This is a genomic window from Pandoraea norimbergensis, from assembly GCF_001465545.3.
GTDB lineage: Bacteria > Pseudomonadota > Gammaproteobacteria > Burkholderiales > Burkholderiaceae > Pandoraea > Pandoraea norimbergensis.
The window spans coordinates 433,531-459,036 of record NZ_CP013480.3; the positions used below are offsets into that span (position 1 = coordinate 433,531).

General features: G+C 64.4%; 26 protein-coding genes. 11 read left to right on the top strand and 15 right to left on the bottom strand.

Annotated elements, in window-relative coordinates; translation table 11 throughout:
* The first annotated feature begins 104 nt into the window (after nucleotides 1-104).
* Nucleotides 105-1,730: a Fic family protein gene (locus AT302_RS01885; RefSeq protein ID WP_237172151.1), complete on the top strand. Its 1,626-nt coding sequence runs from the start codon at nucleotides 105-107 to the stop codon at nucleotides 1,728-1,730.
* A 1-nt stretch (nucleotide 1,731) separates the two neighbouring features.
* Here AT302_RS01885 and AT302_RS01890 read toward each other — a convergent pair whose 3' ends face one another.
* The gene (locus AT302_RS01890; protein ID WP_058376960.1) at nucleotides 1,732-2,664 is read right to left on the bottom strand and encodes a LysR family transcriptional regulator; all 933 of its coding nucleotides are present in this window, start codon (nucleotides 2,662-2,664) and stop codon (nucleotides 1,732-1,734) included.
* A gap of 156 nt (nucleotides 2,665-2,820) precedes the next feature.
* Here AT302_RS01890 and AT302_RS01895 point away from each other — a divergent pair, with 156 nt between their 5' ends.
* A complete protein-coding gene (locus AT302_RS01895; protein WP_058376961.1) occupies nucleotides 2,821-3,561 on the top strand; it encodes a DsbA family protein in 741 nt (246 codons plus the stop codon).
* 73 nt (nucleotides 3,562-3,634) lie between these two features.
* Nucleotides 3,635-4,255, top strand: coding sequence for an NAD(P)-dependent oxidoreductase (locus tag AT302_RS01900; protein WP_058376962.1), 621 nt, complete (start codon nucleotides 3,635-3,637; stop codon nucleotides 4,253-4,255).
* A 116-nt stretch (nucleotides 4,256-4,371) separates the two neighbouring features.
* Here AT302_RS01900 and alkB read toward each other — a convergent pair whose 3' ends face one another.
* The 5 genes from alkB to AT302_RS01925 all read right to left on the bottom strand — a co-directional run bounded on the left by alkB (nucleotide 4,372) and on the right by AT302_RS01925 (nucleotide 8,550).
* On the bottom strand, nucleotides 4,372-5,040 hold the full coding sequence (alkB, locus tag AT302_RS01905) for a DNA oxidative demethylase AlkB (protein ID WP_058376963.1): 669 nt from the start codon (nucleotides 5,038-5,040) through the stop codon (nucleotides 4,372-4,374).
* The gene (locus AT302_RS01910) at nucleotides 5,037-5,783 is read right to left on the bottom strand and encodes a 2OG-Fe(II) oxygenase (RefSeq protein WP_058376964.1); all 747 of its coding nucleotides are present in this window, start codon (nucleotides 5,781-5,783) and stop codon (nucleotides 5,037-5,039) included. The genes alkB and AT302_RS01910 overlap by 4 nt, the downstream gene beginning before the upstream one ends.
* Nucleotides 5,780-7,015, bottom strand: a complete 1,236-nt coding sequence (ada, locus tag AT302_RS01915) for a bifunctional DNA-binding transcriptional regulator/O6-methylguanine-DNA methyltransferase Ada (RefSeq protein ID WP_084655977.1) — start codon at nucleotides 7,013-7,015, stop codon at nucleotides 5,780-5,782. The genes AT302_RS01910 and ada overlap by 4 nt, the downstream gene beginning before the upstream one ends.
* Before the next feature lie 105 nt (nucleotides 7,016-7,120).
* On the bottom strand, nucleotides 7,121-8,110 hold the full coding sequence (locus AT302_RS01920) for a copper resistance D family protein (protein ID WP_058376965.1): 990 nt from the start codon (nucleotides 8,108-8,110) through the stop codon (nucleotides 7,121-7,123).
* Complete coding sequence (locus tag AT302_RS01925) at nucleotides 8,110-8,550, bottom strand: copper resistance CopC family protein (protein ID WP_084656507.1); 441 nt, start codon at nucleotides 8,548-8,550, stop codon at nucleotides 8,110-8,112. The genes AT302_RS01920 and AT302_RS01925 overlap by 1 nt, the downstream gene beginning before the upstream one ends.
* A 646-nt stretch (nucleotides 8,551-9,196) precedes the next feature.
* Between AT302_RS01925 and AT302_RS01935 the strand changes: the two genes are divergently transcribed.
* Nucleotides 9,197-10,453 carry a GTP-binding protein gene (locus AT302_RS01935; protein ID WP_058376968.1) on the top strand — a complete coding sequence of 419 codons (1,257 nt, stop codon included), beginning with the start codon at nucleotides 9,197-9,199 and terminating at the stop codon, nucleotides 10,451-10,453.
* The gene (locus AT302_RS01940) at nucleotides 10,450-10,929 is read left to right on the top strand and encodes a 6-pyruvoyl trahydropterin synthase family protein (RefSeq protein WP_322788726.1); all 480 of its coding nucleotides are present in this window, start codon (nucleotides 10,450-10,452) and stop codon (nucleotides 10,927-10,929) included. Before AT302_RS01935 ends, AT302_RS01940 begins: the two co-directional genes overlap by 4 nt.
* A gap of 126 nt (nucleotides 10,930-11,055) precedes the next feature.
* Here the strand turns inward: AT302_RS01940 and AT302_RS01945 are convergent, their stop codons facing one another.
* Nucleotides 11,056-11,775 (bottom strand): pirin family protein, encoded by a 720-nt coding sequence (locus AT302_RS01945; protein ID WP_058376969.1) that lies wholly within the window; start codon nucleotides 11,773-11,775, stop codon nucleotides 11,056-11,058.
* A 393-nt stretch (nucleotides 11,776-12,168) separates the two neighbouring features.
* Here AT302_RS01945 and AT302_RS01950 point away from each other — a divergent pair, with 393 nt between their 5' ends.
* Together AT302_RS01950 and AT302_RS01955 are read left to right on the top strand one after the other, a co-directional pair.
* Nucleotides 12,169-13,038 (top strand): PhzF family phenazine biosynthesis protein, encoded by an 870-nt coding sequence (locus AT302_RS01950; RefSeq protein ID WP_058376970.1) that lies wholly within the window; start codon nucleotides 12,169-12,171, stop codon nucleotides 13,036-13,038.
* Nucleotides 13,039-13,126: 88 nt separating this feature from the next.
* Nucleotides 13,127-13,705, top strand: coding sequence for an IMPACT family protein (locus tag AT302_RS01955; protein WP_058376971.1), 579 nt, complete (start codon nucleotides 13,127-13,129; stop codon nucleotides 13,703-13,705).
* Between the two features lie 98 nt (nucleotides 13,706-13,803).
* Here AT302_RS01955 and AT302_RS01960 read toward each other — a convergent pair whose 3' ends face one another.
* The 7 genes from AT302_RS01960 to AT302_RS01985 form a co-directional block, all read right to left on the bottom strand.
* Nucleotides 13,804-14,310 (bottom strand): cupredoxin domain-containing protein, encoded by a 507-nt coding sequence (locus AT302_RS01960; protein WP_058380034.1) that lies wholly within the window; start codon nucleotides 14,308-14,310, stop codon nucleotides 13,804-13,806.
* A gap of 83 nt (nucleotides 14,311-14,393) precedes the next feature.
* On the bottom strand, nucleotides 14,394-15,752 hold the full coding sequence (locus tag AT302_RS01965; RefSeq protein ID WP_058376972.1) for a multicopper oxidase family protein: 1,359 nt from the start codon (nucleotides 15,750-15,752) through the stop codon (nucleotides 14,394-14,396).
* The gene (locus AT302_RS01970; protein ID WP_058376973.1) at nucleotides 15,749-17,113 is read right to left on the bottom strand and encodes a TolC family protein; all 1,365 of its coding nucleotides are present in this window, start codon (nucleotides 17,111-17,113) and stop codon (nucleotides 15,749-15,751) included. Before AT302_RS01970 ends, AT302_RS01965 begins: the two co-directional genes overlap by 4 nt.
* Nucleotides 17,110-17,595 (bottom strand): hypothetical protein, encoded by a 486-nt coding sequence (locus AT302_RS27910; RefSeq protein ID WP_174554598.1) that lies wholly within the window; start codon nucleotides 17,593-17,595, stop codon nucleotides 17,110-17,112. Before AT302_RS27910 ends, AT302_RS01970 begins: the two co-directional genes overlap by 4 nt.
* Before the next feature lie 207 nt (nucleotides 17,596-17,802).
* The gene (locus AT302_RS01975; protein ID WP_058376974.1) at nucleotides 17,803-18,276 is read right to left on the bottom strand and encodes a hypothetical protein; all 474 of its coding nucleotides are present in this window, start codon (nucleotides 18,274-18,276) and stop codon (nucleotides 17,803-17,805) included.
* A gap of 125 nt (nucleotides 18,277-18,401) precedes the next feature.
* Nucleotides 18,402-18,806: a hypothetical protein gene (locus tag AT302_RS01980; RefSeq protein ID WP_058376975.1), complete on the bottom strand. Its 405-nt coding sequence runs from the start codon at nucleotides 18,804-18,806 to the stop codon at nucleotides 18,402-18,404.
* A 228-nt stretch (nucleotides 18,807-19,034) separates the two neighbouring features.
* Nucleotides 19,035-19,475, bottom strand: coding sequence for a hypothetical protein (locus AT302_RS01985; protein ID WP_157125656.1), 441 nt, complete (start codon nucleotides 19,473-19,475; stop codon nucleotides 19,035-19,037).
* Nucleotides 19,476-20,186: 711 nt separating this feature from the next.
* Here AT302_RS01985 and AT302_RS01990 point away from each other — a divergent pair.
* The 4 genes from AT302_RS01990 (at nucleotide 20,187) to AT302_RS02005 (ending at nucleotide 23,781) form a co-directional block, all read left to right on the top strand.
* Nucleotides 20,187-20,696 carry a hypothetical protein gene (locus AT302_RS01990; protein ID WP_058376977.1) on the top strand — a complete coding sequence of 170 codons (510 nt, stop codon included), beginning with the start codon at nucleotides 20,187-20,189 and terminating at the stop codon, nucleotides 20,694-20,696.
* Between the two features lie 238 nt (nucleotides 20,697-20,934).
* The gene (locus AT302_RS01995) at nucleotides 20,935-21,210 is read left to right on the top strand and encodes a hypothetical protein (RefSeq protein ID WP_058376978.1); all 276 of its coding nucleotides are present in this window, start codon (nucleotides 20,935-20,937) and stop codon (nucleotides 21,208-21,210) included.
* A 464-nt stretch (nucleotides 21,211-21,674) separates the two neighbouring features.
* A complete protein-coding gene (locus tag AT302_RS02000; RefSeq protein ID WP_058376979.1) occupies nucleotides 21,675-22,715 on the top strand; it encodes a porin in 1,041 nt (346 codons plus the stop codon).
* 217 nt (nucleotides 22,716-22,932) lie between these two features.
* A complete protein-coding gene (locus AT302_RS02005; RefSeq protein ID WP_058376980.1) occupies nucleotides 22,933-23,781 on the top strand; it encodes a 3-hydroxybutyryl-CoA dehydrogenase in 849 nt (282 codons plus the stop codon).
* Here AT302_RS02005 and AT302_RS02010 read toward each other — a convergent pair.
* Nucleotides 23,769-25,433 carry a hypothetical protein gene (locus tag AT302_RS02010; RefSeq protein ID WP_058376981.1) on the bottom strand — a complete coding sequence of 555 codons (1,665 nt, stop codon included), beginning with the start codon at nucleotides 25,431-25,433 and terminating at the stop codon, nucleotides 23,769-23,771. The genes AT302_RS02005 and AT302_RS02010 overlap by 13 nt on opposite strands.
* Nucleotides 25,434-25,506: the final 73 nt, after the last annotated feature.

Below are 25,506 nucleotides of genomic sequence, written 5' to 3' on the forward strand. Positions count from 1 at the left end.
TACGACGTACGAGTCAGGTCGTCACCCTGCCCGGGCGGGCGAGGCAGACGACGTTTTTACGCGTCGATTGTGACAATTCAGTGACGAAACAAAGGCACTTGCCGGTGAGCGGGCGGAAGTGGCTGGGGCGGACCAGGTGCGGCGGGGTGCGACGGGGAAATTCCGATTGTTTTGGCGGGATGTGCCACGCAGGCATTGTGATTTCTACAATGAGCCGTTGCACTTCGAAAGTGTCCCGATTCTCCGTATCTCTGACTTCCCCAAAATCCCCGGATTCACGTTCGGGGCATGCTGCCATCCCGCCAATGACTTCCCTACTGAGTACCCGCCTGCGGTCCGACCTGCCGTTCGATGTTCGCTTGCTTCGCGTCATGCGCGAGCGATCGATGGAAGGGCAGGAGATGTCGACCTCAGAACAACTTGCCGACGCGACGACGGTCGGCCTTGAAACCGTACGCGATGCACTCGGCCGTTTGTGGGCAGGGGGCGATGTGGTTCGGCTTGGGGGCGGCGAGGCCCCGCGATATGTCGTGGTGAGCGAGGCGGCAGGCAGCGTCGTTTGCGAACCGCATTTGACGCACGACGTCAGTCCGCTGCTTGATGCGTCCGGTGCGACCGACACCGAGGCGGTGTGGGCCGACACGTCACCGGCGGCGGTGTTGCGCCGTCGATTGGAGGCACCGCTCTCGACGCGCACTGCGGTGGGCTACCTGCGGGATTTCGTCGACAGCTACATCCCCAATCAAACAGCACTGTTGCCCGCGGAGTTGGCGCGCGGATTGTTTGGCGCAGGACGGCTTCCCGGCCGTCAGCCGGCGGGGACATTTGCACGGCGTGTGCTGGAGGAATTGCTGATCGATCTGTCGTGGTCGTCGTCGCGACTGGAAGGTAATCGCTATAGCCTGCTGGAAACCGAAGCGCTATTTCGCGAAAAAACCATCGATGGGGATCGCGATGCGGTGATGTTGCTCAATCACAAACGCGCGATTGAGTTTCTGGTGGATGCCGTGCCACACGAGGGGCTAACCACGAGCTTGCTGCGCAACCTGCACGCGTTGCTCATGCGGGATCTGCTCTCAAACCGGAGCGCCCTCGGTACCATCCGGTGCCGGCCTGTTGGTATTACGGATACGCGCTTCCAGCCGGAGCAGACGCCTTGCGTGCTCGACGAAATGTTCACGCAGATCGTGACGAAGGCGGCAGACATCCGAAATCCTATCGAGGCGGCATTTTTCCTCTGGGTGCAGTTACCGTATCTGCAACCGTTCGAAGACGGCAACAAGCGAACGAGTCGCCTCGCGGCCAATGTGCCGTTGATGCTCAAGAACTGCGCGCCACTGTCATTTCTTGATGTTGATCCGATGGAATACGCGCAAGCCATGATCGGCGTGTACGAGTTCCGTGACATATCGCTCGCGGTGCGGCTGTTCGAACGAACTTACCGCAGATCGTTGACGAAGTACGCAACCGCGGCCCTCTCGGATGATTCACCGGATTTGGAACGTGTGAATTTTCGCGCGCAATTGACCGTCGCAATCGATCGCATCGTCCGGGCGGGCGCCACGGTGTCGGATGCGGTATCGGCCCTCAGTCTCACGACGGGCGCGTGCCAAACCTTTGTGCCGATTCTCGAGGAGGAGTTGTCGGAGCTCGGGCCTTTTAACTGCGCACGCTATTACCTGACGCCGCATATGACGCAAACATGGATTGACGCGGGGCGCCCGAGTTGATTCAGAGGTTGCGCGTCGCAGGCCGAGGCGCAACGTACCCACTATCCTCAAACAACCCTGTCCTGAATTGCTCAACCAGATCGTCAAGCAGGGCACGCAGTGCGCTCGGCATCTGCTTGCGTGAGGTGTAGACGCCGTACACGGTCATTTCCCGTGGCACGTAATCGGGCAATAGCGCTTGCAACGTGCCGTCGCGCAGATACGGCAACGCCGCATACACCGGCTGCATGCCGATGCCGGCACCGGCCAGCGTCGCCGAGAGCAGTACGTTTGCCTCATTGGCCGACAGATTGCCGCCGACGGGCACGCCCAGCGGTGTGCCGTCATGCGTGAACTGCCATAGACTCTTGCCGAAATACGTGTACGTCAAACAGTTATGCAACGCCAGATCTTCGGCGCGCGAGGGCGTGCCGTGCTGTTGCAGATACGCCGGTGCCGCGCACACCACGGAATGGCAGGTTGCGAGACGCCGCACGATTAATCCCGGCGCCGGCTCTGAGGTCACACGAATCGCCAGATCGATACGCTCATCGACCAGATCCACGGTGCGGTCGGCCACCACAAGGTCAATGGCCACACCTGGATGCCGCGCAATGAAGCGCGTGACCGCCGCCGCCAGAAACGCCTGCCCGAGCGACGTGCTGCAAGCCACCCGCAACAAACCGCGAGGGGTCGTGTCGTCGTGCGACACGCTGGCAAGATCGTCGGCGATGCCCAGCATCTCGCGGCACCGGGGCAGCGCGTCGAGCCCCGCCTCGGTGAGACTCACCGCCCGCGTCGTGCGATGCAACAACCGCGTGCCGAGCCACGCCTCCAGTTCCGCCAGATAACGCGACACCATCGCACGCGACATGTCGAGCCGCTGCGACGCCGCCGTGAGCGAGCCGCGCTCGGCCACTTCGGTAAAGACACGCATGGCTGTCAGCCGATCCATGATTTGCTCGATCGATGCAACAAAGTGATCGTCATTATGGGCTTTTTCTGAGCGATTGGCGCGTCTACGATGTCACTCATGGAACGCGTCGAACGACGACGCACGCAAGCGGGAGCGCCAATGCCACCGTTCCCCCGTTCTCAAGGACACCCCGATATGACCCAAGCCCGTTTGCATTACATTGCCGATCCGCTGTGCGGCTGGTGCTACGCCGCTGCACCGCTGGTGCGCGCTGCCCGTGACGTCGCCGGTCTCGACATCGCCCTGCACGGCGGCGGCATGATGGCCGGGCCCAATGCGCAGGCGGTGACACCGCAACTGCGCAACTACGTCATGCCGCACGACCATCGCATCGCCGCGCTCACCGGGCAGCCGTTTGGCGATGCCTATTTCGAAGGCCTGTTGCGAGACGACAGCGCCGTATTCGACTCGGCACCGCCGACGGCTGCCGTGCTGGCCGCCGAGGCACTTGCCGGGCGCGGTCTCGACATGTTTGCCGCCTTGCAACGGGCGCATTACGTCGAAGGCAAGCGCATCGCAGACCGCGACGTGCTCATCGATATCGCTGCCGGACTCGGTCTCGATCGCGAGGCCTTTGCCGCCGCCTTCGATGCACAGGACGATGCCGCGCTCATGCGCCACTTTCGCGAAAGCCGTTCGTGGCTGACGCGCGTCGGCGGCAGCGGCTTCCCGACGTTTGCGCTGGAAATTAACGGCCAACTTGAACGGCTTGAACCCGGGCGCTATCTCGGCAAACCCGACGCATGGCGCGACGCATTGCGTGAGCGCCTGCTCGCGGCGCAAGCGGTGCAGGCCAACGCACCGGGTGGCGTGAATGCCGCCAACAACGACGCCGATTCGCCCCCGCAATGCGGCCCCGACGGCTGCGCTATCTGATTCTGCTGCGGCAGTGGTGTCTGCCGATGACACCACTGCCGCCGAAATCCCCCTCACTCTCAGGAGACTCCCGATGAAAGTCGCATTGATTGGTATTACCGGCCGCGTAGGTACGCGTGTAGCTACCGAGTTACTGCAACGTGGCCACACGGTCACGGGTATTGCCCGCAATCCCGAACGCGTTGAAGCCGAGGCAGGGCTGCGTGTCGTGAAGGGTGATGCTGCGGATCCGGCATCGCTCGCGCCGCTGCTTGCAGGCAACGACGCGGTGATCAGCGCCGGTCGCTTTGTATCGATGGACGCAGCGAAGCTGATCGACGCCGTGAAGCGCGCAGGTGTACCGCGTCTGCTCGTGGTGGGGGGGGCTGGAAGTTTGGAAGTTGCGCCGGGCAAGGCACTGATCGATACACCAGAGTTCCCTGAGGCGTACAAAGCGGAAGCCAGCGCGGGTCGCGACTTCCTGAACGTGCTGCGCGCCGAGCCGAAAGACGCGTCGCTGAACTGGACGTTCCTGTCGCCGTCGGCCCTGTTCGAACCGGGTGAGCGCACGGGCAAGTTCCGTCTGGGCGGCGATGGCCTGCTGGTCGACGCCAACGGCAAGAGCTGGATTTCGATGGAAGACTACGCCATCGCGCTGGTCGATGAACTCGAAAAGAATCAGCACCCGCGCGCGCGTTTCACCATCGGGTACTGATCCGAGACGCAGTCACGACGGATTTATCGTGGATTGGATATCGAGCGAGGGCGGTGACGTTCTCGCTCGAAGTCTTTGGCACGGCCGAAAATGACCGTTGCCGCTGACCGCTGACGTCAGCGTGCCTTGCGGAAAGTCAGATTGAAACGCACCGCGTTGGCGTCGAAGCTGCCTTCCACGCTGGCGATACCGTGATAGACGAGCCGCGACGGACCGCCCCACACGACGACATCCCCCGGTTCAAGCCGCACCTTTCGCGTGCGGTCGCCGCGCTGCAATCCACCCCATAGAAATACCGCTGGCAAGCCGAGTGAAACCGACACGATCGGTGCGCCCAGCTCGCGTTCGTCCTTGTCCTGATGCAGCGTGAGACGTGCGTCCAGCGTGTAGCGATTGATCAGACAGGCGTCAGGCGCGAAGCCGGCGTATCCGGCGGCGCTTGCCGCCTCCTGTGCCAGTCTCACGAACGACGCCGGCATGGACGGCCACGCGTTTCCCGAGAGCGGATCGCGGGTGCCGTAGCGGTAACCCATCCGGTCACTGATCCAGCCCACTTCGCCGCAGTTGGTCATGGCGACCGACATGCGTTTGCCGCCCGGCGTGAGCCAGTGGCGCAACGGTGCCTGTGCAATCACCCCATCGATATCGCCTTGCAACGCACCAAGGCTCGCCCCCGCATAGCCGCGCAGGACGAACGCGCCGGGGCCGAGTTCATCGGCCTGCACGTTTTGCGTCGCACGTGAATCTGGCGAATCATTGGTGTGGGCGAAGAGATCGAGTGTCATGTGGCGTCGTGCAGAATCAGGCCCAGCGTGTGCCGGTGACCACTGCGCAGGCGGCTCACACCGTGCCGAAGATTCACGCGATATACCCCGCGTGTCCCGTTCACCGGGCGATGGTTCACGGCGAATACCACCGCATCGCCGCGCATCAACGGCATCACTTCGGCGCGCGATTGCATTCGCGGACGCTGTTCCGTCAGCACGAATTCGCCGCCAGTGAAATCTTCGCCCGGCTGCGAAAGCAGAATGGCCACCTGCAACGGGAACACATGTTCCCCATAGAGGTCCTGATGCAGGCAATTGTAGTCGCCGGTGCGATATCGCAGCAGGAGCGGCGTCGGGCGGCGCTGACCCGCTGCGTGACATTGTTCGAGAAACGCCGCATGTGTCGGCGGATAACGAACGTCGATGCCAAGCGAGGCGTGCCAGCGATGCGCGATTTCGCGCAACGGCGCGTAAAACCCCTCGCGCAATTCGGCAACGAGCGATGGCAGCGGGTACGCGAAGTATTGATATTCCCCCAGCCCGAAACCATGACGCGCCATCACCACCCGGCTACGAAAGCGCGATGACGTTGGCGTAATGCTCGGGCGGCCGTCGGTCTCGCCATACATTTCAGTGATCGCTGCGCATTCCTCTGCACTCAACAGATTCGGCACCCGTGCGGCACCGAAGCCATTGAGCTCGCCTTCGATCGCTTGCCAATCGAGCGTCTGCACCCGGCCTACCGGTTCACGCGCGGTCATAGCTTCCCCTTTGCGGACGTGCCAGCCGCGCCAGCCATCTCGGCCTGTTCGTGCGCGAGCAGCGCGCGCTTGCGCTCCACGCCCCAGCGATATCCCGACAGCCCGCCGTCATGACGTACGATCCGATGGCACGGAATCGCCACCGCCAGCGTGTTCGATGCGCAGGCCTGTGCGACGGCCCGCACGGCACGCGGCGCGCCGATGCGCTCGGCAATCTCGGAATAGCTCGCGACCTTGCCCGCGGGCACATCGCGCAACGCCTGCCAGACCCGCTGCTGGAAGGCGGTGCCCCGCACGTCCAGCGGCAGCGACAACCCGACGCGCGGCGACTCGACAAACCCGACCACTTGGGCGACCCAGCGCTCGAATTCGGCATCGGCGCCCGTGAGTTCTGCCTTCGGGAAACGATCCTGCAGTTCGTGCACGAGGGTTTCCGGATCGTCGCCCAGCGAGATCGCGCACAAGCCACGCGGCGTCGCGGCGACCAGCAACGCACCAAGGGAACACTGCGCCACGGCAAAGCGAATCGTTTCCGCTTGGCCGCCTGCACGGAATGCGGCCGGCTTCATGCCGAGCAACGCACTGGCGTTCTCATAGAAACGGCCATTTGAGTTGAAGCCGGCGTCGTAGAACGCCGATGTCACGCTGCCAGCGGCGGGCAAGGCATCGCGCACGCGCTCGGCGCGGCGGCCATTAGCGTAGGCCCGTGGCGTCACACCGGTCACGGCGCGAAACAGGCGATGGAAGTAATGCGGGCTGAGACCGGCCTCGGCGGCGAGGTCTTCCAGACGCGGCGCAACTTCGGACGTGTCAATGCGGCGGCACGCGGCGGTGATCAGTTCGGCGTGGCGCGCATCGAGCGTGCCTTGATCCGGCTTGCATCGCTTGCACGGACGGAAGCCCGCGCGCTCGGCTTCGGCCATATCGGCGTGAAACGCCACGTTCTCGCGCAGCGCCAGACGTGCCCCGCACGATGGACGGCAATACACGCCGGTCGTGCGCACGGAATAGAAGAATGCGCCGTCGGCTTCTTTGTCACGCGTTGTGACGGCAGCCCATTTGGCGGCGTCGGTCGCATAACGCGCGGCAGGTGTCGTCGTACCGGCCGGTGCCGGGGACTGGCGCGCAGTATTCGCGTGCTTCACGTTATTCGCGCTATCCGCCGTGTGACCGGCGCGCGCAGGGCTGGCCTGACGGACTGAAGGCTTGGTACTCACTTGATTGGCACACATCGCAGTGTTCTCCCAATGACTGATGACTTGCCTTCAGTGTAGGGAGCCGGCCGCGATGCCGCGCTCCGCTTCTTGCTATTGAATTCGACCCAGTACTGGCGCGGGTCAGACGCCCGGTGGCATGGTCGTGCCAAGCTTGGCCGCGAAGCTCATGACCATCACCAGCACGAGCGCTTCGACGGCGATCACGCGGGCGAAGGCCGTGGTGTCCAGATGCGTCTCGCCGGTATCGAGCGCCAGACGCGGCAGAAAGTGCCAGCGGTTCCATGCACCCAGCACGGCAGCGCAGGCGACGAGCACGAGCTTGGTGATCAGCCACGCGAGATACGGCGCGTTCTGTGCTGAAAACCACATAGAGGGCGTCTCACCCAGCGTGCGCCACGCGTTGAATGCGCCCGTGACGAGCGCGACGAACATCGCCAATGTGGCCACCGACGACAGGCGCTCGCCGTAGGCGGCTCTCGCGCCGACCGGCCAATGCCGCCAGCCCGGAATGACGCAGCCCGCGACCAGCAGCACGCCGGTCCATGTGGCGGCCGCGCCCACGTGAAGTGTGTGAACGCCGATGGCAAGCCACGGCATGGATGCGTCGGCGGCATGCCCGGTGCCTGCCCGGGCCAGCGCCAGCAACACGGCACCGGCCGCGTAGATGGTGCGTGCGTGACGCTCCTGTTGATGCTCGCGGCGATGATGGCGGTCGCGCGGATCGTCCGCGACGGGTGGCGCGTCGCGCAGACGACGTCGTGCGTCGTACCACGTCCACGCGCCTGCGCAGAGCAGCGCGACGCCCAGCGCCGCGACCCATTGCATGCGTCCGTAATGCGATTGCGTGAGCACCAGCCATACGTCGGCGAGCATGGCGGACGAGCTGTCCCAATCGCCGCCCGTCATCGCCTGCGTACTCGCCAGCACATAGGCGACCCACGCAATCACCGCGAGTCCGGCAGCAAACCCCGGCAGCACGCGCAGGGTCAGCCCGCGTCGCACTGCGTGCGGGCTGCGCAGCAGCAACACGCCAAGCGCCAACGCCAGCGCAAGGTTGAGCAGACCGGCGGTTGCCGGCTGCCACGTGCCTGCTGCGAGATCGGACGGCATCACTTCACGGTGAACTTGAAGCTGCCTTGCGTGCGATGGCCGTCGTTGGCCACGGCGACCCAGTTCGCCTGATAGTCGCCGGCGGCGAGCGCCGGCAACGCCAGCGTGAGCGTCTTGCGGGCGGCGTCGAGTTCGGCCTTCGCCTCGGTGACCGGCTTGCCTTTCGCATCGACGACGGTGAGCTTCGAGAGCGCGCCTTCGAGGGCCGAGTCGAACGTCACGCGGGCCGACTTGGGCGCGTCGACCGTGGCCTGCGCGGCAGGCTCGCTCGATACCGGATGCGCGTGGGCCCATGCGCCTTGCGAAAGCCCTGCCAAGCCGATGGCGGCAACGAGGGCAAGCGCTCGCGTGGCGCGGCGCAACGGATTGCGTCGGGCGCCCGGGGCGCGAGTGATTGACGTGGTGGAAGTGGCGTAAGTGACGTAAGGGGTCTTGGACATACGCATATTGAACTTGGCGAAAAAGAATTGGGGGGCGTCAATGCGGCGTATCGGGCGCCGCACGATGTGCGGCCTGCACCGCTCGCGCAGTATCGCAGACCTTGCAGACCGATGCAGCCGCCCGGCGGTTCCGCGACAGGTGGTGCGACGCGGTGTCGCGCAGTCCGCGGCAGGGCATGCCCCGTTCGGCGCTTGTCTGATATTTGCAACTCAGTTGCAAAATTGAAAATCTCTCCGTATCATCGCGATTTATTGCAACTCAATTGCATTTTTGCGGCGACCGTTCGTCGCAGCCCCGCGATGACCACCGTCACGCGATGCACCGCCGGCTGTTGGGGTGCTCGTCCGACCGGCCACACGTAGCTTGCGAAGCGATGGTGCCGCGCCCGTATGCGCGCCGACGCGTTCGATCTGGCATGACGCTGCGCCGGTCCCCCCGACGGCGCGCGCCACCGGCGTCACGCCCACGCCCTGCCGGCTTTTCCCAGGCTCCGGCAGGGCGACACCCCTCGCGAGCGTCGTCGGCGCGCATCCCTACGGGGCTGCGTCGCGCTCATGCGCGGCAGGCAGCGCCCGTGAAAGATTCAAAAGGCAGCGGGCGTTGCCAGCCATTGATCGCCCCCCACGCAAACAGGATCCATCCGCCATGACACCTCCTCTGACCGCCACTGCCGCCGGCAGTGCCGACCGCCGTCTGCCCGTCACCGTCCTCTCCGGCTTCCTCGGCGCCGGCAAGACCACGCTGCTCAATCACGTGCTCGGCAATCGCGAAGGCCTGCGCGTCGCGGTGCTCGTCAACGACATGAGCGAAGTCAACATCGACGCGTCGTTCGTGGAACGTGGCGCCGCCAACGCCGGTGCTGCGCTCTCGCGTACGGAAGAAAAGCTGGTCGAAATGAGCAACGGCTGCATCTGCTGCACGTTGCGCGAAGACCTGCTGATCGCCGTGCGCGAACTCGCACAGGACGGCCGCTTCGACTATCTGCTGATCGAATCGACGGGGATCGCCGAACCGATGCCGGTCGCGGCCACCTTCGAGTTTCGTGACGAAGCCGGACAGTCGCTCGCCGACGTCGCGCGTCTCGACACGATGGTGACAGTGGTTGACGCGTTGCACGTGCTCGAAGACTTCCACGGTCTGGACACGCTCGCGCAACGCGGCGAAGTCGCGGGCGAAGAGGATGAACGCCGTCTGGCAGAACTGCTGACCGAACAAATCGAATTCGCCGACGTGGTCGTCGTGAGCAAGGTCGATTGCGTCGACGCGACGCGGCTCGAAGCCGTGAAAGCGCTGATCACCGGACTCAATCCGTCGGCACGCATCGTCCTCGGCGAGCGCGGGCAGGTGCCGCTGACTGAAGTGTTGGGCACGGGACGCTTCGATCCGGAGCGCGCGGAGCAGATGGCCGGCTGGGCGCAGGCGCTCGTGGGCGATCACGCGTCGGAAGCCGACACCTTTGGCGTGACGAGCTTCGTTCTGCGCCATCGCGAGCCGTTGCACCCCGCGCGCTTTGCCGCGTTCATGGGTATGCCGCTGCCGGGCCTGATGCGGGCAAAGGGTTACGTGTGGGTCGCGAATCGGCCCGCGTGGGCACTCGCTTATTCGCGTGCTGGCAACACGGCGACACTGGAGGCGGTCGGCCAGTGGTGGGCCGCCGCCGACCCCGACCATTGGCCGGCGCATGGCGACCCGCAACGCGACGCGATCGAAGCCAACTGGGAAGCCCCGTGGGGCGACCGCATCAACGAAGTCGTCTTCATTGGCCGCGAGATGGACCGCGCGGCCATCGAGTTCGCGTTCGCCGAGTGCCGTCTGGGTGTGGTCGAACTGGCGCAGGGTGACGCCGCATGGCGCGACTCGCAGGACGCGCTGGCGCTCGATTTACCGGGCGGCACTGCATGAGTCGTGTGGGCCTGATTGGCGGCTTGAAAGGGATGGGGATGGGGAAGGGGCGTGTGAGCGGCAGCAACGACATGAACGGCAGCGCAGACCGCGCGCAGTTCACGCTCTCGCGCAGCTTCGTGTTTGAGGCGGCGCACACGCTGGCGCGGCGCGACATCGATCCGCCGAGCATCGACGCGAGCCGTCGCATTCATGGGCACAGCTACCGTGCGACGGTGGAAGTGACGGGCAAGCCGCAGGGCGAGACGGGCATGGTGCTCGACCTCGCCGTCTTCGACGCAGCGTTGGCGCAAGTGTGCGAGCGTCTGGATCACCGGCTGCTCGACGATGTGGCCGGGCTTGGGCCCGCCACGCTCGAGAACCTGTGCAGTTTCATCTGGCGCTCGCTGGCGCCGCGTCTTGTCGGACTCTCACGCGTGACCGTGAGCCGCGATGCGCGCGGTGATGCGTGTTCGCTCGTCATCGGTCCCGCATGAGCGCCGACAGGAGACAGGACGCATAAGAAAGCGGACGGCCCCGTGGGTACCGTCCGCTTTGCCTGATGCGTGATGCGTGATGCGTGACGCACGGCGAGTGATCGCCGTACGTCATGCCTCTGCGCCTTAGAAGTCAGGCGTTTCCACCGGGCGCAGATCGAACACCAGCACTTCGGCGTCCTTGCCCTTCGCGAGGGTGAGCGCGGTTTCTTCGCGCACCCGCACGCCGTCGCCTTCACCGAGCGCTACGCCGTTCAATTCCACACTGCCGCGTGCGACATGCACGTAGGCATAGCGGTTGGGCGCAATCGCCAGCGTGGCCGATTCGTCACCGTCGAACAGTCCGGCGTACACGCGCGCATCCTGATGGATGTGCAGCGAGTTGTCGGCGCCGTCCGGCGACATGATCAAGCGCAGACGGCCGCGCTTTTCTTCCGGCGAGAAACGCTGTTGCTGATACTCCGGCGTGATGCCTTTCTGGTTCGGCACGATCCAGATTTGCAGAAAGTGCACCGGCGTCGTCGGCGAGTGGTTGAACTCGCTGTGCGCTACGCCGCGTCCGGCACTCATCAACTGCACGTCACCCGGCTCGATCACCGAGCCCGTGCCCATCGTGTCCTTGTGTTCGAGCGCGCCTTCGAGCACGTACGAAAAGATCTCCATGTCGCGGTGCGGGTGCTTGCCGAAGCCTTGCGCCGGGGCCACGCGGTCGTCGTTGATCACGAGCAGGTCGGAGAAGCCGACTTGCTTCGGATCGTAATAGTTGGCGAACGAGAACGTGTGATGCGAGTTGAGCCAGCCGTGATTGGCAACGCCCCGGTCGGCAGCTTGTCTGATGTCCAGCATGTTCGGCTCCTTGGTGTTCGTCGATTCGGTTCGAATCAGTGAGAGGCGGTGTTGTTTGCCTCGATGACTCACATTTTAGGGTCCCCAACGAGAACTACAATCCGCCTGAATGGCGAATGATTGTCATGTGTTAGGTGACAATTGTCGTGCCGCGAATTAACGGGATTTCCGTGTGAAGGCCGGATAAATCTGAGTCGAGCGGTGAGATTTGCCGAAAAGTCGCGTGAAATCGGCAAAGACGTGCGGCCGATGCGCGCGTTGACGCACGATGTGCGAGACTACGAGCCTTCTTTCGCATGGCAGACCGGTCGCCCTGCGAGGCTGCTGGCCTCGTTAGTCACGCCGGCCCTGTCGGCCCTGTCAGCCTGACCGCCCCCACTCTGGAGATTCGTCATGAGCCGCACCTTTGCCTTTCGTATCGTCAACGTTTTCGCCGAAACCACGTTCGGCGGCAATCCGCTGTGTGTCTTCGAAGACGCGCGAGGCATGAGCGACGACGAAATGCGAGCGTTGGCGCGACAGTTCAATCTGTCCGAGACGACGTTTATCCTGCCCTCGGAGACCGCTGACGCGCACGTGCGTATCTTCACGCCCGGCTACGAAATGCGTTTTGCCGGTCACCCGACGCTGGGCACGGCCCACGTGCTGCGCTCGATTCGTAACCTCGGCGACGCGGTGACGCTGCAATTCGCCGCGGGTCTCGTGCCGGTGCAGGCCGAAGGCGATCATTGGACGCTCACGGCACCGTCGCATGGCGAACCGAAGATCGAGAAGGCACACGAAGCCGATGCCGACATCGCGGCGCTCGTGCGTCTGTCGCGTGACGATCTGGCGCAATCGCCGCAGTGGGTCGATACCGGTGCCGATCAGTTGCTGATTCCGCTGAAGAGTGCCGATGCGGTGGCCCGTGCAACGCCGGACAGCGCGCGGCTGGAACGCTGGCCGCTCTCGAGCCTCGAGCGCAAGACGGGTTATGTGTTTTCCATCGATGAGAATCACGGCGGCGAGCTGGAAGTGACGGCGCGCTACTTCTTCACCACGCAAGGCGGCGGCGTGAGCGAAGACCCGGGTACGGGCTCGGCCTGCGCAAACTTGGGTGGCTGGCTGATCGGGCAGGGCTATCCGCTGCCGGTGCGTGCGCGCGTGTCGCAAGGTGACGCGATCGAGCGTCCGTGCCGCCTGACGCTGGAAGTGACGGCCGATCGTCAGATTCGCGTCGGCGGTAACGTGATCGAACTCGCGCGCGGCGAAGTCAGCCTGTAATTGTTTGCGAATTGTTTGCGAATTGTTTGCGAATCGTTTGCGAGCGTCGCAGGGCAGTCGTGCCCTGGACGCAGGGAGAATTCAACGGATGTACGCATTGGCAGCACCGGTCGAGACCGAGCTGGAAATCAGGAAGAGCCGGTTTATTGGCATTGTCATGCCCGTGGCATCCCGCGAGGTGGCAATGCGCGAACTCGACGCGCTGCGCGTGCGTTATCCCAACGCAACGCATTACTGCTGGGTGTTGTTGTGCGAGGGGGCGTCGGGTTTTGACGACGACGGGGAGCCGGGTGGCACGGCGGCCAAGCCCATGTACAACGTGCTGATGCACAAGGAACTGGCCAATGTGCTGGCCGTGGTGGTGCGCTACTACGGTGGTATCAAACTCGGTGCGGGCGGCCTGACCCGCGCGTACGGACAGGCGGTGAGCGAAGCGTTGAAGCTTGCGACGCTCACCGCCGTCGAGCCGATGGCGGAGCCGAGTTACCGTTGCAGCTTCGCGCATGAAGCGCCGCTGCGCCGGATTGCCGAGCGTCACGCGGCCACCGTGCTGGATGTCAGCTATGACGACGGCGTGACGCTACGGCTGAGTCTCAAGGCGCGCGATGTCGACGCGTTCGAGGCCGACGCTACCGAAGCGCTCAGCGGCGGACTCGAACGGGTCTAGGCAAGGCGCGGTCTGCGCCGAAAGACCTCGGCAAACAGGTCCCTGTGCATTGCCGACATCGCGGTGGCGGATGCCCGCGCACCGCACATTCCTCCCAATTACCGAACGTTGATGACGCCGCGCATGCCGGCTTCGTAATGGCCCGGTTCCAGACACGCGAAGTCCACCGTGCCGGCTTGCGTGAAATGCCACACGAGCGTCTTTTGCTGGCCCGGCTCGACGGTGACCGCGTTGGCCTCAGCGTGCGACATGCCGGGCATCTGCTGCATCATCTTCGCGTGTTCGGTGAGCGACGCTGCCGTGCCCAACATCATCTCGTGACGAATCTTGCCGCTGTTGGTCACGACGAAGCGCACCGTATCGCCACGGCGCACCGTGAGCGTGCCGGGCGAGAATCGCATGGAGTCGCGCATGTCGACTTCGACGGTGCGCGTTGCCTGCGCCGCGTCGCCCGCTTCACCGATGTTGGTCGCGGCACCGTCGCCGTGCGCGTGCTGCATGTTGTGCATCGAGTGCGGATCATCGGCAAACGCCGGTGCCGCCGAAACACTCAGCCCCAGCGCAGCCACCGGAATCAGCAAGCGGGCGACATGACGCAATGGCATGCGCACGGACAAAGGCGACTGGGGAAGACCAACAAACTGACGAACGAACTGACGGCGGATCTGACGGAAATTGGACGAGCGAATCATGATTTGCCTCCGGTAACGGGCGGACGTTGAGAAGAAGGTGAAGCTGAGGGCAGGGTCGACGTATCGCCCTGCCACGCACGCGCGACTGAGCCGCGCGGCGCGCCGGGCTTCTGGGCATACCAGCCGGGATCGCGATAACTGTCTCGCGGCTGGTCGCGCCGCACTTTTACGGTGGTGAACATGCCACCCATTTCGATCGGCCCATACGGACCGGTGCCGGTCATCATCGGCAGCGTGTTCTCGGGCAGTGGCATCTCCATGCCGTTCATCGAGCCTCCGGTTTCTCCCATCGCCATATAGTCGGGAATGATGCGCGCAATCTTGCCGGCGATGTCGCGTTGATTCACGCCGAGCATGGTGGGCACCTCATGTCCCATGGGGTTCATCGTATGGTGCGATTTGTGGCAATGGAAGGCCCAGTCGCCCAGCTCCGTTGCATCGAACTCGATGGTGCGCATCTGGCCGACAGCGACGTCGGTCGTCACTTCCGGCCACTGCGCCGACGGGGGCACCCAGCCACCGTCGGTGCCCGTCACCTTGAACTCGTGACCGTGCAGGTGGATCGGGTGATTGGTCATCGTCAGATTGCCCACGCGAATGCGCACGCGGTCTCCCTGTCGCGCCACCATCGGGTCGATGCCCGGAAACGCGCGGCTATTCCATGTCCAGAGGTTGAAGTCGGTCATCTCGTTCACGCGCGGCGTGCGGGTGCCCGGGTCGATCGCATACGCGTTGATGAGAAACACGTAGTCGCGGTCGACGGGCATCGCCGCCGGATCTTTCGGATGCGTGACCCAGAAGCCCATCAACCCCATCGCCATCTGCATCATCTCGTCGGCATGCGGGTGATACATGAACGTGCCCGCACGCTTGGCTTCGAACTCGTAGACGTAGGTCTGCCCCGGGGCAATCGCGCGCTGATTGAGACCCGCCACGCCATCCATGCCATTGGGCAAGCGTTGACCGTGCCAATGCACGCTCGTCGCTTCGGGCAGGCGATTGGTCACGTAGAGCCGCACGCGGTCGCCTTCCACGACTTCGATGGTCGGCCCCGGACTCTGGCCGTTGTAACCCCACAGATTCGCCTGCATGCCGGGCGCAATCTCGCGCACGACGGGCTCGGCAATCAGATGGAATTCCTTCACGCCATTGCGCATGCGCCACGGTAGTGTCCAGCCGTTGAGCGTGACGACGGGCCGGTATGGGCGTCCATTGGGTGGCGCGTGCGGCGTCGCGGTGCTGGCGTCGCTGCGCGTCGCCGCTTCGGGGATCGCCGCGAGACTGGTTCGCTCGATGGCGGTCGCGCCCATCACGGCCAGACTCGCGTCACGCAGGAATCGTCGACGTGAAGTCATGCGCCACCTCCCAAGCTTTCACGCAATGCCGCATCGGCCAGCCAGTAGTCTGCGGTGGCGTCGATGTAGGCGAGTACGGTGTCGCGCTGTTCGCGGGCATCCGTGAGTAAGTCGAACACGCTGGACAGCATGCCGTTGTAACGCAACAGCATTTCGTCGGAGACACGCTGGCGCAGCGGCAAGACCGTCACGCGATAGTGCTCGGCGATGTCCCACGCGGCGAGGGTCTGCGCACGGCGCGTGCGCACATCTGCGCGCGCGGCAACGGCGGTGTCGGCCAGCCGGTCGACGCGCTGCCGATAGCGTGCCTCCGCACCCGCGACACGTGCGGTGCCCCAGTCGAAGAGCGGCACTTCGAGCGAAATCTCGTAGCCACGTTCGTTGGGCGAGCCTGTGGCGCTGTTGTCGCGATAGGACGTGTCGAGCACATTGATAAAGCGTGTTGCCTGCGTGAGCCCGAGGTCGCTTGCCGTGGCGTCGAGTGCTGCGCGCGCCGCGTTGATGTCGGGGCGCTCACGCATCGCCTGCGCTTCGGCATCGGACCACGCCGGACGCGTGCGAGGCAATGACGGCAGGCGCGCAGGCAACGTGAACGTAAGCTGCTGACCCCATAGCCCCATCTGCCGGGCGAGTTGCTCGCGTGCCGTGTTGGCCTGCTCGCGGGCACGGGCCAGCCGCGCAGCGGTATCGGCGTAGACAAGGTTTTCCTGCGTACGGCGCATCGCGCTGAAGTTGCCCGCACGCGCCATGCCGTCGGCCAGTTCGCTGGCGGCCTGCGTGGCGAGACTCGTCTGTTCGAGAATCTGCACGCGCTCCTGAGCGGCGACCGCCTCGACCCACGCCCGCCGGGTAAGCGTGGCCTGTTCGATGATCGCTTGCGTCACTTGTGCCTGCACTTGGGCGAACCGTCGCGCTTCGACACGTGACGCGAGCGGCATCGTCAGCACACGCACGAAGTCGATACCCCACGTGCGCTCGATCGAGATGTCGCCACCGCCTTGTACGCGCTGAAAGGCAAAGCGCGGGTTGGGCAGGCGGCCCGCTTGCACCAGCGAGGCTTCGGCGATGCCGAGTTCCGCATAGGTGGCCTGTAAGCCGCGATGGTTGATGAGCGTGAGTTGCACCGCCGTGTCGATGTCGAGGGGCTTGGCGAGCAGGGCATCGCGCTGTTCGGCGAGCGCTTGCGTGGTGGCGTCGTCGCGCGCCCAGACGGCCGATTTCCCCAGCCGCTGTTGTGCTGCCTGCGCGACCGGCGTGAAGCCACCATCGTCGCTGAAGGTGGCGCAACCGGTAAGGGCTAACGCGGCGAGTGAGATGAGCGCACCTTGGGTGCGGCGGTGAAGGCGAATGGATGGCGTCATCGCGTGCCCCCGCTCATGGAATGCCCAGCGTGTGGGTCTGCCGTGGCTGCCGGTGATGTTGCGTCCATCGTGGCGTGCCCCGTGTGGCTGGGTGCAGCAGGAGGTGTGGCTGATGACGGTGTCATCGCCCCATGTCCGGCGTGGGCGCCGGACGCCGCCGGCGTTGCCGGCATCGGCATCGCGTGATTCATTGCACCGTGATCCATCTGGCCACCGCCGGACACGCTGGCATTCACTGCACGCCAGTTTCCGGGCGGCACGGAGAGCGCGGGGCGGGCAAAGTCATGCAGCACACCGGGGGCCGCGGATGGCCCGGCAGGCGCGTCCGGATTTGCAGGGTCGTAAGTTGCCGTCGCAGCAGAAGCCTGCGACGCGCCAGCGGGATCGGTCGCCGCGTGCGCAGGTGGCGCGCTGAACGCATACGCCACCGATAGCGCGGCTGGCACGGTGAGCGCGTGCCGTCGCAAAGAGAGAAGCATCATCGAAAGACTCGTCGAGCATGACGATGGTCGCGCTCATCGGTTCACGACGAGGCAGCGGACATCGCAAGTTCATCTGACGAACGGACGTGTCGAGCGCACCGCAAGCGATCGCTGAAAGCGCGCGTGGCGGGGCAGACGTCGGTTCGAACGGGAACAGTGACGGCGAGCGGTGCGCAAATTTAGCGCAAACGTTACACCGTCAGAAACTCAGACGAGGGTGGCTTTCGGAGGGCGTTCCAGCGCGGCAACGAACGCGCTGGCGGCGGACGTGCGCAGGAACGGGATGGCGGTGGACGGCTGGGCGTCCGGCGTGCGAAGCGCCAGACTTTGCGGCAGTGCCGTGCACACGACGCACGCGGCGCATGCCGAGCAACTGGCGTGATGCGAGTGCTGCGTGGCCGTGTCAGACGAGGTGTTGTGACCGGCAGCGTGAAGCGTCGCGTCATGGGTGCCGTCGGAGGCCGACATCGCGTCATGCGACATACCGCCCATCGCGTGATGCATCGTGCCATCGGCCATGACGGAATCGTTGTGCGCCATCGCAACCATCGGCGTGGCAAGTTGCGCCACGCTTTGCACGGGCGAACCCGGCGCGCAATGCGTGCGCAGCGCGGCCAGTGCCTGTAACGGCAAGGTCACGCACAACAGCCACAGCACGAGGAGTTTGCGCCAGCGATTCATGCCGCGCAGTCTAGCATTGCCGGTAGGCCGCTCGCAAATGGACGGAAATACGGGCAGACGAACGCGTCGAATTCGATGGCCATGCCGGGCATGCGCGGCATGGGCGGCATGGGCGGCGCCCAGCCTCAGTGTTCGAACAGATGGAACGACTCGAAGTGCGTGCGCCGGCGCGAGAGCGCGACCAGATTGACGACACACACGACGGCCACGAGCACGAACAGCGGTGCGGAGACTTCGATCGTATCGCTCGCAAGAAACGACACCAGCGTGAGCGCCACCATCAACCCCAGCAAGACCCATTGCAGGCACGCGGCCAGTCGCAGATGCCGCTCCGATTGTGCGACCAGTACGACCAGCGAAACGTAGAACGGCGCGGCCAGCAACGCCAGGGTGAATATGGCGAGCAGCACGCCGAGCACGCTGGCGAGCATTTCGTGCCCGTCGGCGGCGCTCGCTTGCACGCCCACCACGGTGGCGGCAGCGAGGTAGAGCAGCATCAGACCATCAAGAATGATCGCGAGTCGGTTCATGACATCTCTCCGACAGGGGGAGGGCGGAGGTCATATCGCCCCGCACGACAGGGGCGGGGGCCGGTAGCAGTCAGACAATACGGTGGAGGCTCAGGTGCCCGGCGCGTCGCCAGTCAAGCGGCGCGCCGGCAGACCAGACTAGTCGCGCTTTGCGATAACGCTGTGACAACGCGATATCGAAAAAGTGGCACGTCTCGCCTCATGGATGAGATGCCGGACACGCCGCCGTCAGCGCGACGGCTCGTGGGGTGACGGGGGCGAATGTGGCGAGGGCGGCGCGTTCGACGGCGGCAGCCCCCCGGGCGAACACAGGTCGAGCCAACCCGTGGCGGCATCGATTGCGGCGGGGTCCTGCGCGGCTTGCATCCGGTAGACGGTCACGTTGCCCGCATCGTCCGAACAAAACAGGTCGCGTTCAAGGTCGGCAATGATCTCGAGCCGCTGCTGGAAGCGATAGAAGCCGATCGGCGTGAGGTCCTGCACCAGCGCGGCCAAGGTTTCGGGATAGAGATAGAGGCGTCGCGGCCAATGGCCATGGCGTCGGCGAAACTTGCCGAGGGCGGCGAGCACATGCGCGAGCGTGCCGCCATGACCCCGCAGGTAATAGGTGGCTTGGGAGAGATCGGGGGCGATGGCTGCGATCGGGCCGATCGCGTGAACAGACCCCACCGCGCTAACGGGAACAACGGGACCAACGGGACCAAGAGGGCCAACAGAGCAGATGCCGCCCGGAATCGTGGGATAGCCCATGATGTCACCCCGCGCGACGCGTGCAGACACGAGCACACCCGAACGGGTGCACTGCCAACGACAGACAGGTATCCACAAACACTCCGTTGACTTCCCGAAGTTGAGTGCCCGGTGAATATTGCTCTTGTGCTTTGATAGTTGCAGACGAAGGCAGGCAGCGATATCCGCACTTTCGCCTAATCCGTCGTCATGAGGCGACAGCGCAAGTGGCGGCGCGAGTGACAGCGAAGCGTGGGCACCAAAGGAAACCGGCGGACTAAGCCGCCGGTTGAGGCCCCATCGGGGCATCGCCAGCCGCGTGTACCGGCGCGGCATGGTAAGGGCCAAGAAGACTTGGCACCAGGGGGCACTGCCACAATGCATTGAACCGTCGCCGGTTCCGGCCGCGCCCATGCAGTTTGACTGCCCTCCGAGTATAGGTCGCAAGACTGACGTGCGAATCGGCCTTTTGGATGAGCATGACGATGCGCACGGGGATGCGCGCGGCGCCAGCGCGAACTAACCCGCCTGTCAGCACTCGAATTGGCGCACCATTTCCCCTGTCACCGTGGTTTCGTCCGGGCCCGGTTTGCGTTCTAATGACGCCATATTCCGCAGTATGTGCCCGATGCAGGACAGTCAAACATTCCTATGATGGCAACGAATTCTCTAAAACAATGGGCCCTGCTGGCCTGCCTGTGCGCAGCGCAGACGGCCTTCGCGGCTGACCAGTGCGAGGGCATCCTCCTGCTGGCCAAGAGCGCGCAGAACGGCTTTGAAGACATCACCGGCCCGCTCGCGGCCAAGAACGATCGCGGCGAAAGCTATCAGGCGACCTATTCGGTGCCGGGCGGCGATTGCAAGGTGTTCCGGGCGACCGGGCTGGCGCCGACGTACGAGTGCATATGGGATTACCAGAAGATCACGCCGATGGATCTGCGCGCGCAAGCCCAGGGCTTCGCCACACAGGTCTCGCGCTGCACCCGTGGTGTGACGACGTTGCGCACGACCACGACCAACCCCGCCGGTCTGCCCGCCGAGTGGCAGAGTGCGAGCAAGAAGTACGCGCGTCCGGTCAACTTCACGGTCACGGCGCAAGACTTGGTGACGCCGCGCGGCGAGCGCATGCGCGAGATTTCGCTGTCGGTCGAGAAGCAGTAAGGGGTGGCCGGCGCGTGCGCATCTCGCCGTGACAAGTTGCGGTTACAAACGGTTGCACACCACCCCGCGCGTTAACATCTTTTCGGTCGACGCTCGTTCGGCTGACCCGGTACATTCATTCTTGAGGCGTATGGCGCAGGCAAGCGCTGCGCACGCGAAGGTTGCGTGACTCTCGCCTCGTGCCAACCGGCCCCACCCTTGGGCCGGCCGATGTCGGTCGAAAGCCGGCGATATCGAAATGAGTGCCCGTCTCCGCTGCTGTTTCCTCTTGCTGCTCGTGTGCGCCTACCCTGCCTGGGCAGAAGGCGGGCGAGGACGCGACCCGCTTGACGTCAACAAGGCGTCGTTGCGCGAGGACATCAGCCGCTTCAGCGCCGACCGCGGTCGCGGCCAGTCGGCCTATCCGAATTGGGCCGCCCCGGCCGAACCCCGCGAGCGGCAGTACACCCCGCAAGGCGGCCCGCGTGGCCCGCACGGCGGTGGTGGTGGTGGCGGTGGTCGTCGCGAGCGGTAATTCGGCGCCTCAGCGTCGACGTTAGCCCCTGAGTCCACGCCCCGACGCCACCCGGCGTCTGCCCCCGAAATCCTCCCCTGAGTGAACCGAATGTTGCATATGTGCAACATTGGATGCGCTCGTCTGTCCGCAATGCCGACTTCAGGTCGCGCTTCATGACCCCCCATCAAACGCGCACGTCACGGCGAATGTGAGCGTTTGCTAACCCGGCAATATAAGGGATATATCGATCCTGTTATACCGAGGTTAATTGTGGCGCGGGTGGTCGTCCGAATTTTGTCTCCCCACCATTTCCCGGCCACCTCATGTGGCGATTTTTCTGCGCGGTTTCGGCGTACCGAGGCCGCAGGGGCTGTGCGAGAATCACGGCCGTTCAACAGGGAGGCGCTTCGCAAACGAGCGCCGGCAGGGCCCGCGCAGGGGCGGGAGCAGGCACACAAAATACTCAAACCAAGGAGAAGTCAATGAAGCGGAGCATGGCCAAGGGCCTGGGCGGGGCAATCATTCTGGGCGCGTGCATGAGCACGTCGGCGTTCGCACAATCGAACGTCACGTTGTACGGTCAGGTGGATGCCTTCGTGGGCGCGGTGAAGAACCCGGGCGGCAATACGGCCTGGACGCAGGGCGGCGGCGGGATGTCGACGTCGTACTGGGGCATGAAGGGTAGCGAAGACCTCGGTGGCGGCCTGAAAGCCGTGTTCGTGCTCGAAGACTTCTTCCGTCCGCAGAACGGTCAGTACGGCCGCTTCCAAGGCGACTCGATGTTCTCGCGTAACGCGTACGTCGGCCTGTCGTCGGACACCGCCGGTACTGTCACGATCGGCCGTCTGACCACGTCGTACTTCGTCTCGACGATCCTGTTCAACCCGTTCGTCGATTCGTACACGTTCAGTCCGATGGTGTTCCACACCTTCATCGGTCAGGCCGGACAAGGTATCGTCGGCGACTCGGGCTGGAGCAACGGCGTGATGTACACCACGCCCAACTTCAAGGGCCTGTCGGGCAGCGTGTCGTACGCGTTCGGCAACAAGGCGGGCGAAGCTGGCCAGAACAAGTGGAGCGCATCGGCGCTGTACTTCAACGGTCCGTTTGCCGCGACCGTGGCTTATCAGCAGGTGAAGTTCGACTCGGCCCCTGACGATATGGCCGGCATGCCGGGCTTCCGCAGCCAGCAAGCTCTGCAATTGGGTGCCACGTACGACTTCCAGATCGTGAAGCTGTTCGGCCAGTACCAATACATTCGCAACAACGTGACGGGCGGCGGCGTGTCGGAAAACGGCGGCCAGCTCGGCGTGTCGGTGCCGCTGGGCAACGGCAGCGTGCTCGCATCGTACGCGTACACGAAGAGCTCGGGCGCGACCAACGTCAACCGCAAGACGTGGGCACTGGGCTACGACTACCCGCTGTCCAAGCGTACCGACATCTACGCGGCTTACATGATGGACAAGGTGAGCACGCTCTCGACGGGTAACACGGCGGGCGGCGGTATTCGCATGAAGTTCTGATGTCGCGCGGTGCGGCAGCGATGCCTGCACCGCTCGCGTCCGGCAAGGGGGCAGACGCCAATTTTGGGTGCGTCTGCCCCTTTGTCGTTTTCTGCCCGCCACACGCGTCGCATTCCTATTGGCGAGTTCCGCACAGCGGTTTCATGTGTCACTGATCCGACGTGGCCGCGCTATGATTTGTGCACTGAAAATCCACCAGACACGGAGCAGAGACGACATGACGATTCAACACGTGGGCATCATTGGCGCGGGCACGATGGGTAACGGCATTGCGCAGGCGTGTGCCGTGGCCGGACTGCCGGTCACGATGGTCGATATCAGCGACGCCGCCGTGAACAAGGGCCTCGCCACCATCGCCGGCAGCCTCGATCGCCTGATCAAGAAAGACAAGCTCACGACGGCGGAAAAAGACGCCGCACTGGCGCGCATTGCCACGTCGACCGATTACGCAGCGCTCGCCGGTGCGGACATCGTGATCGAAGCGGCCACCGAGAACTTCGATCTGAAGGTGAAGATCCTCAAGCAGCTTCAGGGCGTGGCCAAAGCCGATGCCATTCTCGCGTCGAACACGTCGTCGATTTCGATCACCAAGCTGGCCGCTGTCGTCGCGAACCCGTCGCAGTTCATCGGCATGCACTTCTTCAACCCGGTGCCGCTGATGGCGCTGGTGGAAATCATTCGCGGCCTGCAAACGAGCGACGAGACGCACGCCCGCGTCGATGCGCTCGCCCGCCAACTCGGCAAGTCACCGATCACCGTGAAGAATGCGCCGGGCTTTGTGGTGAACCGCATTCTCGTGCCGATGATCAACGAAGCCTTCTTCGTGCTGGCGGAAAACCTCGCGACGCCGGAAGAAATCGACGAAGGCATGAAGCTCGGCTGCAATCATCCGATTGGGCCGCTCGCGCTCGCCGACATGATCGGGCTCGACGTCTGCCTCTCGGTGATGAACGTGTTCTACGAAGAGTTTGAAGACTCGAAGTATCGTGCGTGCCCGCTGCTCAAGGAAATGGTGGCGGCTGGCTATCTCGGCCGCAAGACCGGACGCGGCGTCTACACGTACTGATTGGACTGAGCGTGGTCCGTCTGGGCCGTCTGCCGTTGAGGCGGCGTGCCCAGCGGACGCGTCACCGAAATGCGATAGGGCTCGCCGCGCCGGTAGCCGGCGTCTTCTAGCGTCGGCGCGAGCATATCGCTCACTTCCCGTTCGCTGCGTGCCCGCTCGAACGTCACCATCTTGATGCGACTCCACGGGTCGAACAGCCGGCTGCGATAGCGCGACGTCAGGATGGCCCGGGCAAATTCCAGATGTGTCAGACCATCCACCAGCCCCTCGATCGGCGGCTGCGGTGTTGCCATTTCCAGCATCTTGATGAGCACGGGCGACTCGGTATAAAGCAGCATGACGTGGGCCGGCCGGTTTTGCGGGCGCAGCGTGACCATGCGCAGTCGTGACTTCGGCACCCCGCGTGCCAGCATGAAATGAAACAGCACCTCGGCGTTCTCATGGCAGAACGCTTCGAGTCCCGGGCGCTCAAGGTAATACATCGCGGTCTGCTCAGCGGCGCGGCGTTGTTGCTTCGACAAGGGCGTCGTCGGATCGATATCGCGTAGCCCCTCCACGAGGACTTCGCGAATATCGGTAATCGAGTTGTCGCGAAACCGTCGCAGATCGTGACGATTGCTGCGTAACAGACGCAACTCGCCGAGCGTATCGAAGGCGTCCTGAATCGCTTCGCGTACGCGTAGATCGGCGATGCCGACGAGGTTGAGCACGTACCCGCGAATACTGTCCGTGGCGCTATGCGGCGTGCCCATCGCGCTCTGCGCGCAACCGCCACCGCACAAGCGCAGTGGCGCGTAGGCGTACCACCGTGCGGTGGCCGGATCGAATCGCACGGGTACCTGTGGCTTGCCGGCCTGCGGGGCGTCGACGTACCAGTAATCGCCGACCTTGGATCGCTGCACGCGATAGTCGCCGTGGGTACCGCGCAGAAAGAAGCGATTGCCGCGCGAGACGAGCCCGGGCAGCAGGTGCGTTAGGGGTTCCGTGCGCAATAGTGATTGCGAGTAGCCCTGCAAGAATTCACCTTCGCCATGGATGGCCGGCGCAGACGGGGCGCCGGCTTGACGCGAGGGGGACGGCTTCAATGCCGGGCGCCACGGCGCCGCTTCTTGAATATCGGGCGGCGGCGGGCCGGTTTCGACGCGTTTTGCTGCGTCTGCCTGCCCGTGCGACTCGCCCGGTATCTCCATGCCTCGCAAATCGGAATTAGCGAGTACCGCAGCCACCCGGTGGACATCGGGTCGACGTCCGGCCAGTTCTTCTGACATGAGTTGCGCCACGTCGCCGGGCACGCGCAGGAGTTGCACGCCCGGAATCATGCCGGTCGCGAAGTCCAGCGCGTGCATGCCGTCGCGCAGGTGCTTGCGCGCTGTCACGGGAATGTCGTGTCCCGTCGAGACGGCGTAGGCATCGCCGACCGACTCGGCGAAGTTCGCGAATGGCGCGCCACCCGATGCGAGCGCTTTCAAGACATCCTCCGCGCTGTAGTCGGTCTTGATCAGGGCGCGATGGATCGGCTCGACGCGGACATCCGATGAGGACGCAATGGCATCGCTGGTGTCGAGCGGCGCGCGCGGGCGCGCGATGGCGACCGGCAACGCAATGTTCGAGACGAGCAGCAGCGTGCACGCCATCGGCCATCCCGTCAACATGGCGCGGACTGAGGAGCACTTGTTTGCGGCGATGTGACGCGGCAGGCTCGCTTGCGTCGGCACTCGGCACAGC

Excerpts from the sequence above, each read along its gene's own strand:
- AT302_RS01900 (WP_058376962.1), top strand. The coding sequence starts at position 3,635 with ATGAAAGTCGCATTGATTGGTATTACCGGCCGCGTAGGTACGCGTGTA.
- AT302_RS02005 (WP_058376980.1), top strand. The coding sequence starts at position 22,933 with ATGACGATTCAACACGTGGGCATCATTGGCGCGGGCACGATGGGTAAC.
- AT302_RS01925 (WP_084656507.1), bottom strand. The coding sequence starts at position 8,550 with ATGTCCAAGACCCCTTACGTCACTTACGCCACTTCCACCACGTCAATC.
- ada (WP_084655977.1), bottom strand. The coding sequence starts at position 7,015 with ATGTGTGCCAATCAAGTGAGTACCAAGCCTTCAGTCCGTCAGGCCAGC.
- AT302_RS01920 (WP_058376965.1), bottom strand. The coding sequence starts at position 8,110 with ATGCCGTCCGATCTCGCAGCAGGCACGTGGCAGCCGGCAACCGCCGGT.
- AT302_RS01895 (WP_058376961.1), top strand. The coding sequence starts at position 2,821 with ATGACCCAAGCCCGTTTGCATTACATTGCCGATCCGCTGTGCGGCTGG.
- AT302_RS01940 (WP_322788726.1), top strand. The coding sequence starts at position 10,450 with ATGAGTCGTGTGGGCCTGATTGGCGGCTTGAAAGGGATGGGGATGGGG.
- AT302_RS01935 (WP_058376968.1), top strand. The coding sequence starts at position 9,197 with ATGACACCTCCTCTGACCGCCACTGCCGCCGGCAGTGCCGACCGCCGT.
- AT302_RS01950 (WP_058376970.1), top strand. The coding sequence starts at position 12,169 with ATGAGCCGCACCTTTGCCTTTCGTATCGTCAACGTTTTCGCCGAAACC.
- alkB (WP_058376963.1), bottom strand. The coding sequence starts at position 5,040 with ATGACACTCGATCTCTTCGCCCACACCAATGATTCGCCAGATTCACGT.
- AT302_RS01965 (WP_058376972.1), bottom strand. The coding sequence starts at position 15,752 with ATGACTTCACGTCGACGATTCCTGCGTGACGCGAGTCTGGCCGTGATG.
- AT302_RS02010 (WP_058376981.1), bottom strand. The coding sequence starts at position 25,433 with ATGTTGACGGGATGGCCGATGGCGTGCACGCTGCTGCTCGTCTCGAAC.
- AT302_RS01995 (WP_058376978.1), top strand. The coding sequence starts at position 20,935 with ATGAGTGCCCGTCTCCGCTGCTGTTTCCTCTTGCTGCTCGTGTGCGCC.
- AT302_RS01890 (WP_058376960.1), bottom strand. The coding sequence starts at position 2,664 with ATGGATCGGCTGACAGCCATGCGTGTCTTTACCGAAGTGGCCGAGCGC.
- AT302_RS01975 (WP_058376974.1), bottom strand. The coding sequence starts at position 18,276 with ATGAATCGCTGGCGCAAACTCCTCGTGCTGTGGCTGTTGTGCGTGACC.
- AT302_RS01990 (WP_058376977.1), top strand. The coding sequence starts at position 20,187 with ATGATGGCAACGAATTCTCTAAAACAATGGGCCCTGCTGGCCTGCCTG.
- AT302_RS01970 (WP_058376973.1), bottom strand. The coding sequence starts at position 17,113 with ATGACGCCATCCATTCGCCTTCACCGCCGCACCCAAGGTGCGCTCATC.
- AT302_RS01945 (WP_058376969.1), bottom strand. The coding sequence starts at position 11,775 with ATGCTGGACATCAGACAAGCTGCCGACCGGGGCGTTGCCAATCACGGC.
- AT302_RS01955 (WP_058376971.1), top strand. The coding sequence starts at position 13,127 with ATGTACGCATTGGCAGCACCGGTCGAGACCGAGCTGGAAATCAGGAAG.
- AT302_RS02000 (WP_058376979.1), top strand. The coding sequence starts at position 21,675 with ATGAAGCGGAGCATGGCCAAGGGCCTGGGCGGGGCAATCATTCTGGGC.
- AT302_RS27910 (WP_174554598.1), bottom strand. The coding sequence starts at position 17,595 with ATGATGCTTCTCTCTTTGCGACGGCACGCGCTCACCGTGCCAGCCGCG.
- AT302_RS01960 (WP_058380034.1), bottom strand. The coding sequence starts at position 14,310 with ATGCCATTGCGTCATGTCGCCCGCTTGCTGATTCCGGTGGCTGCGCTG.
- AT302_RS01910 (WP_058376964.1), bottom strand. The coding sequence starts at position 5,783 with ATGACCGCGCGTGAACCGGTAGGCCGGGTGCAGACGCTCGATTGGCAA.
- AT302_RS01980 (WP_058376975.1), bottom strand. The coding sequence starts at position 18,806 with ATGAACCGACTCGCGATCATTCTTGATGGTCTGATGCTGCTCTACCTC.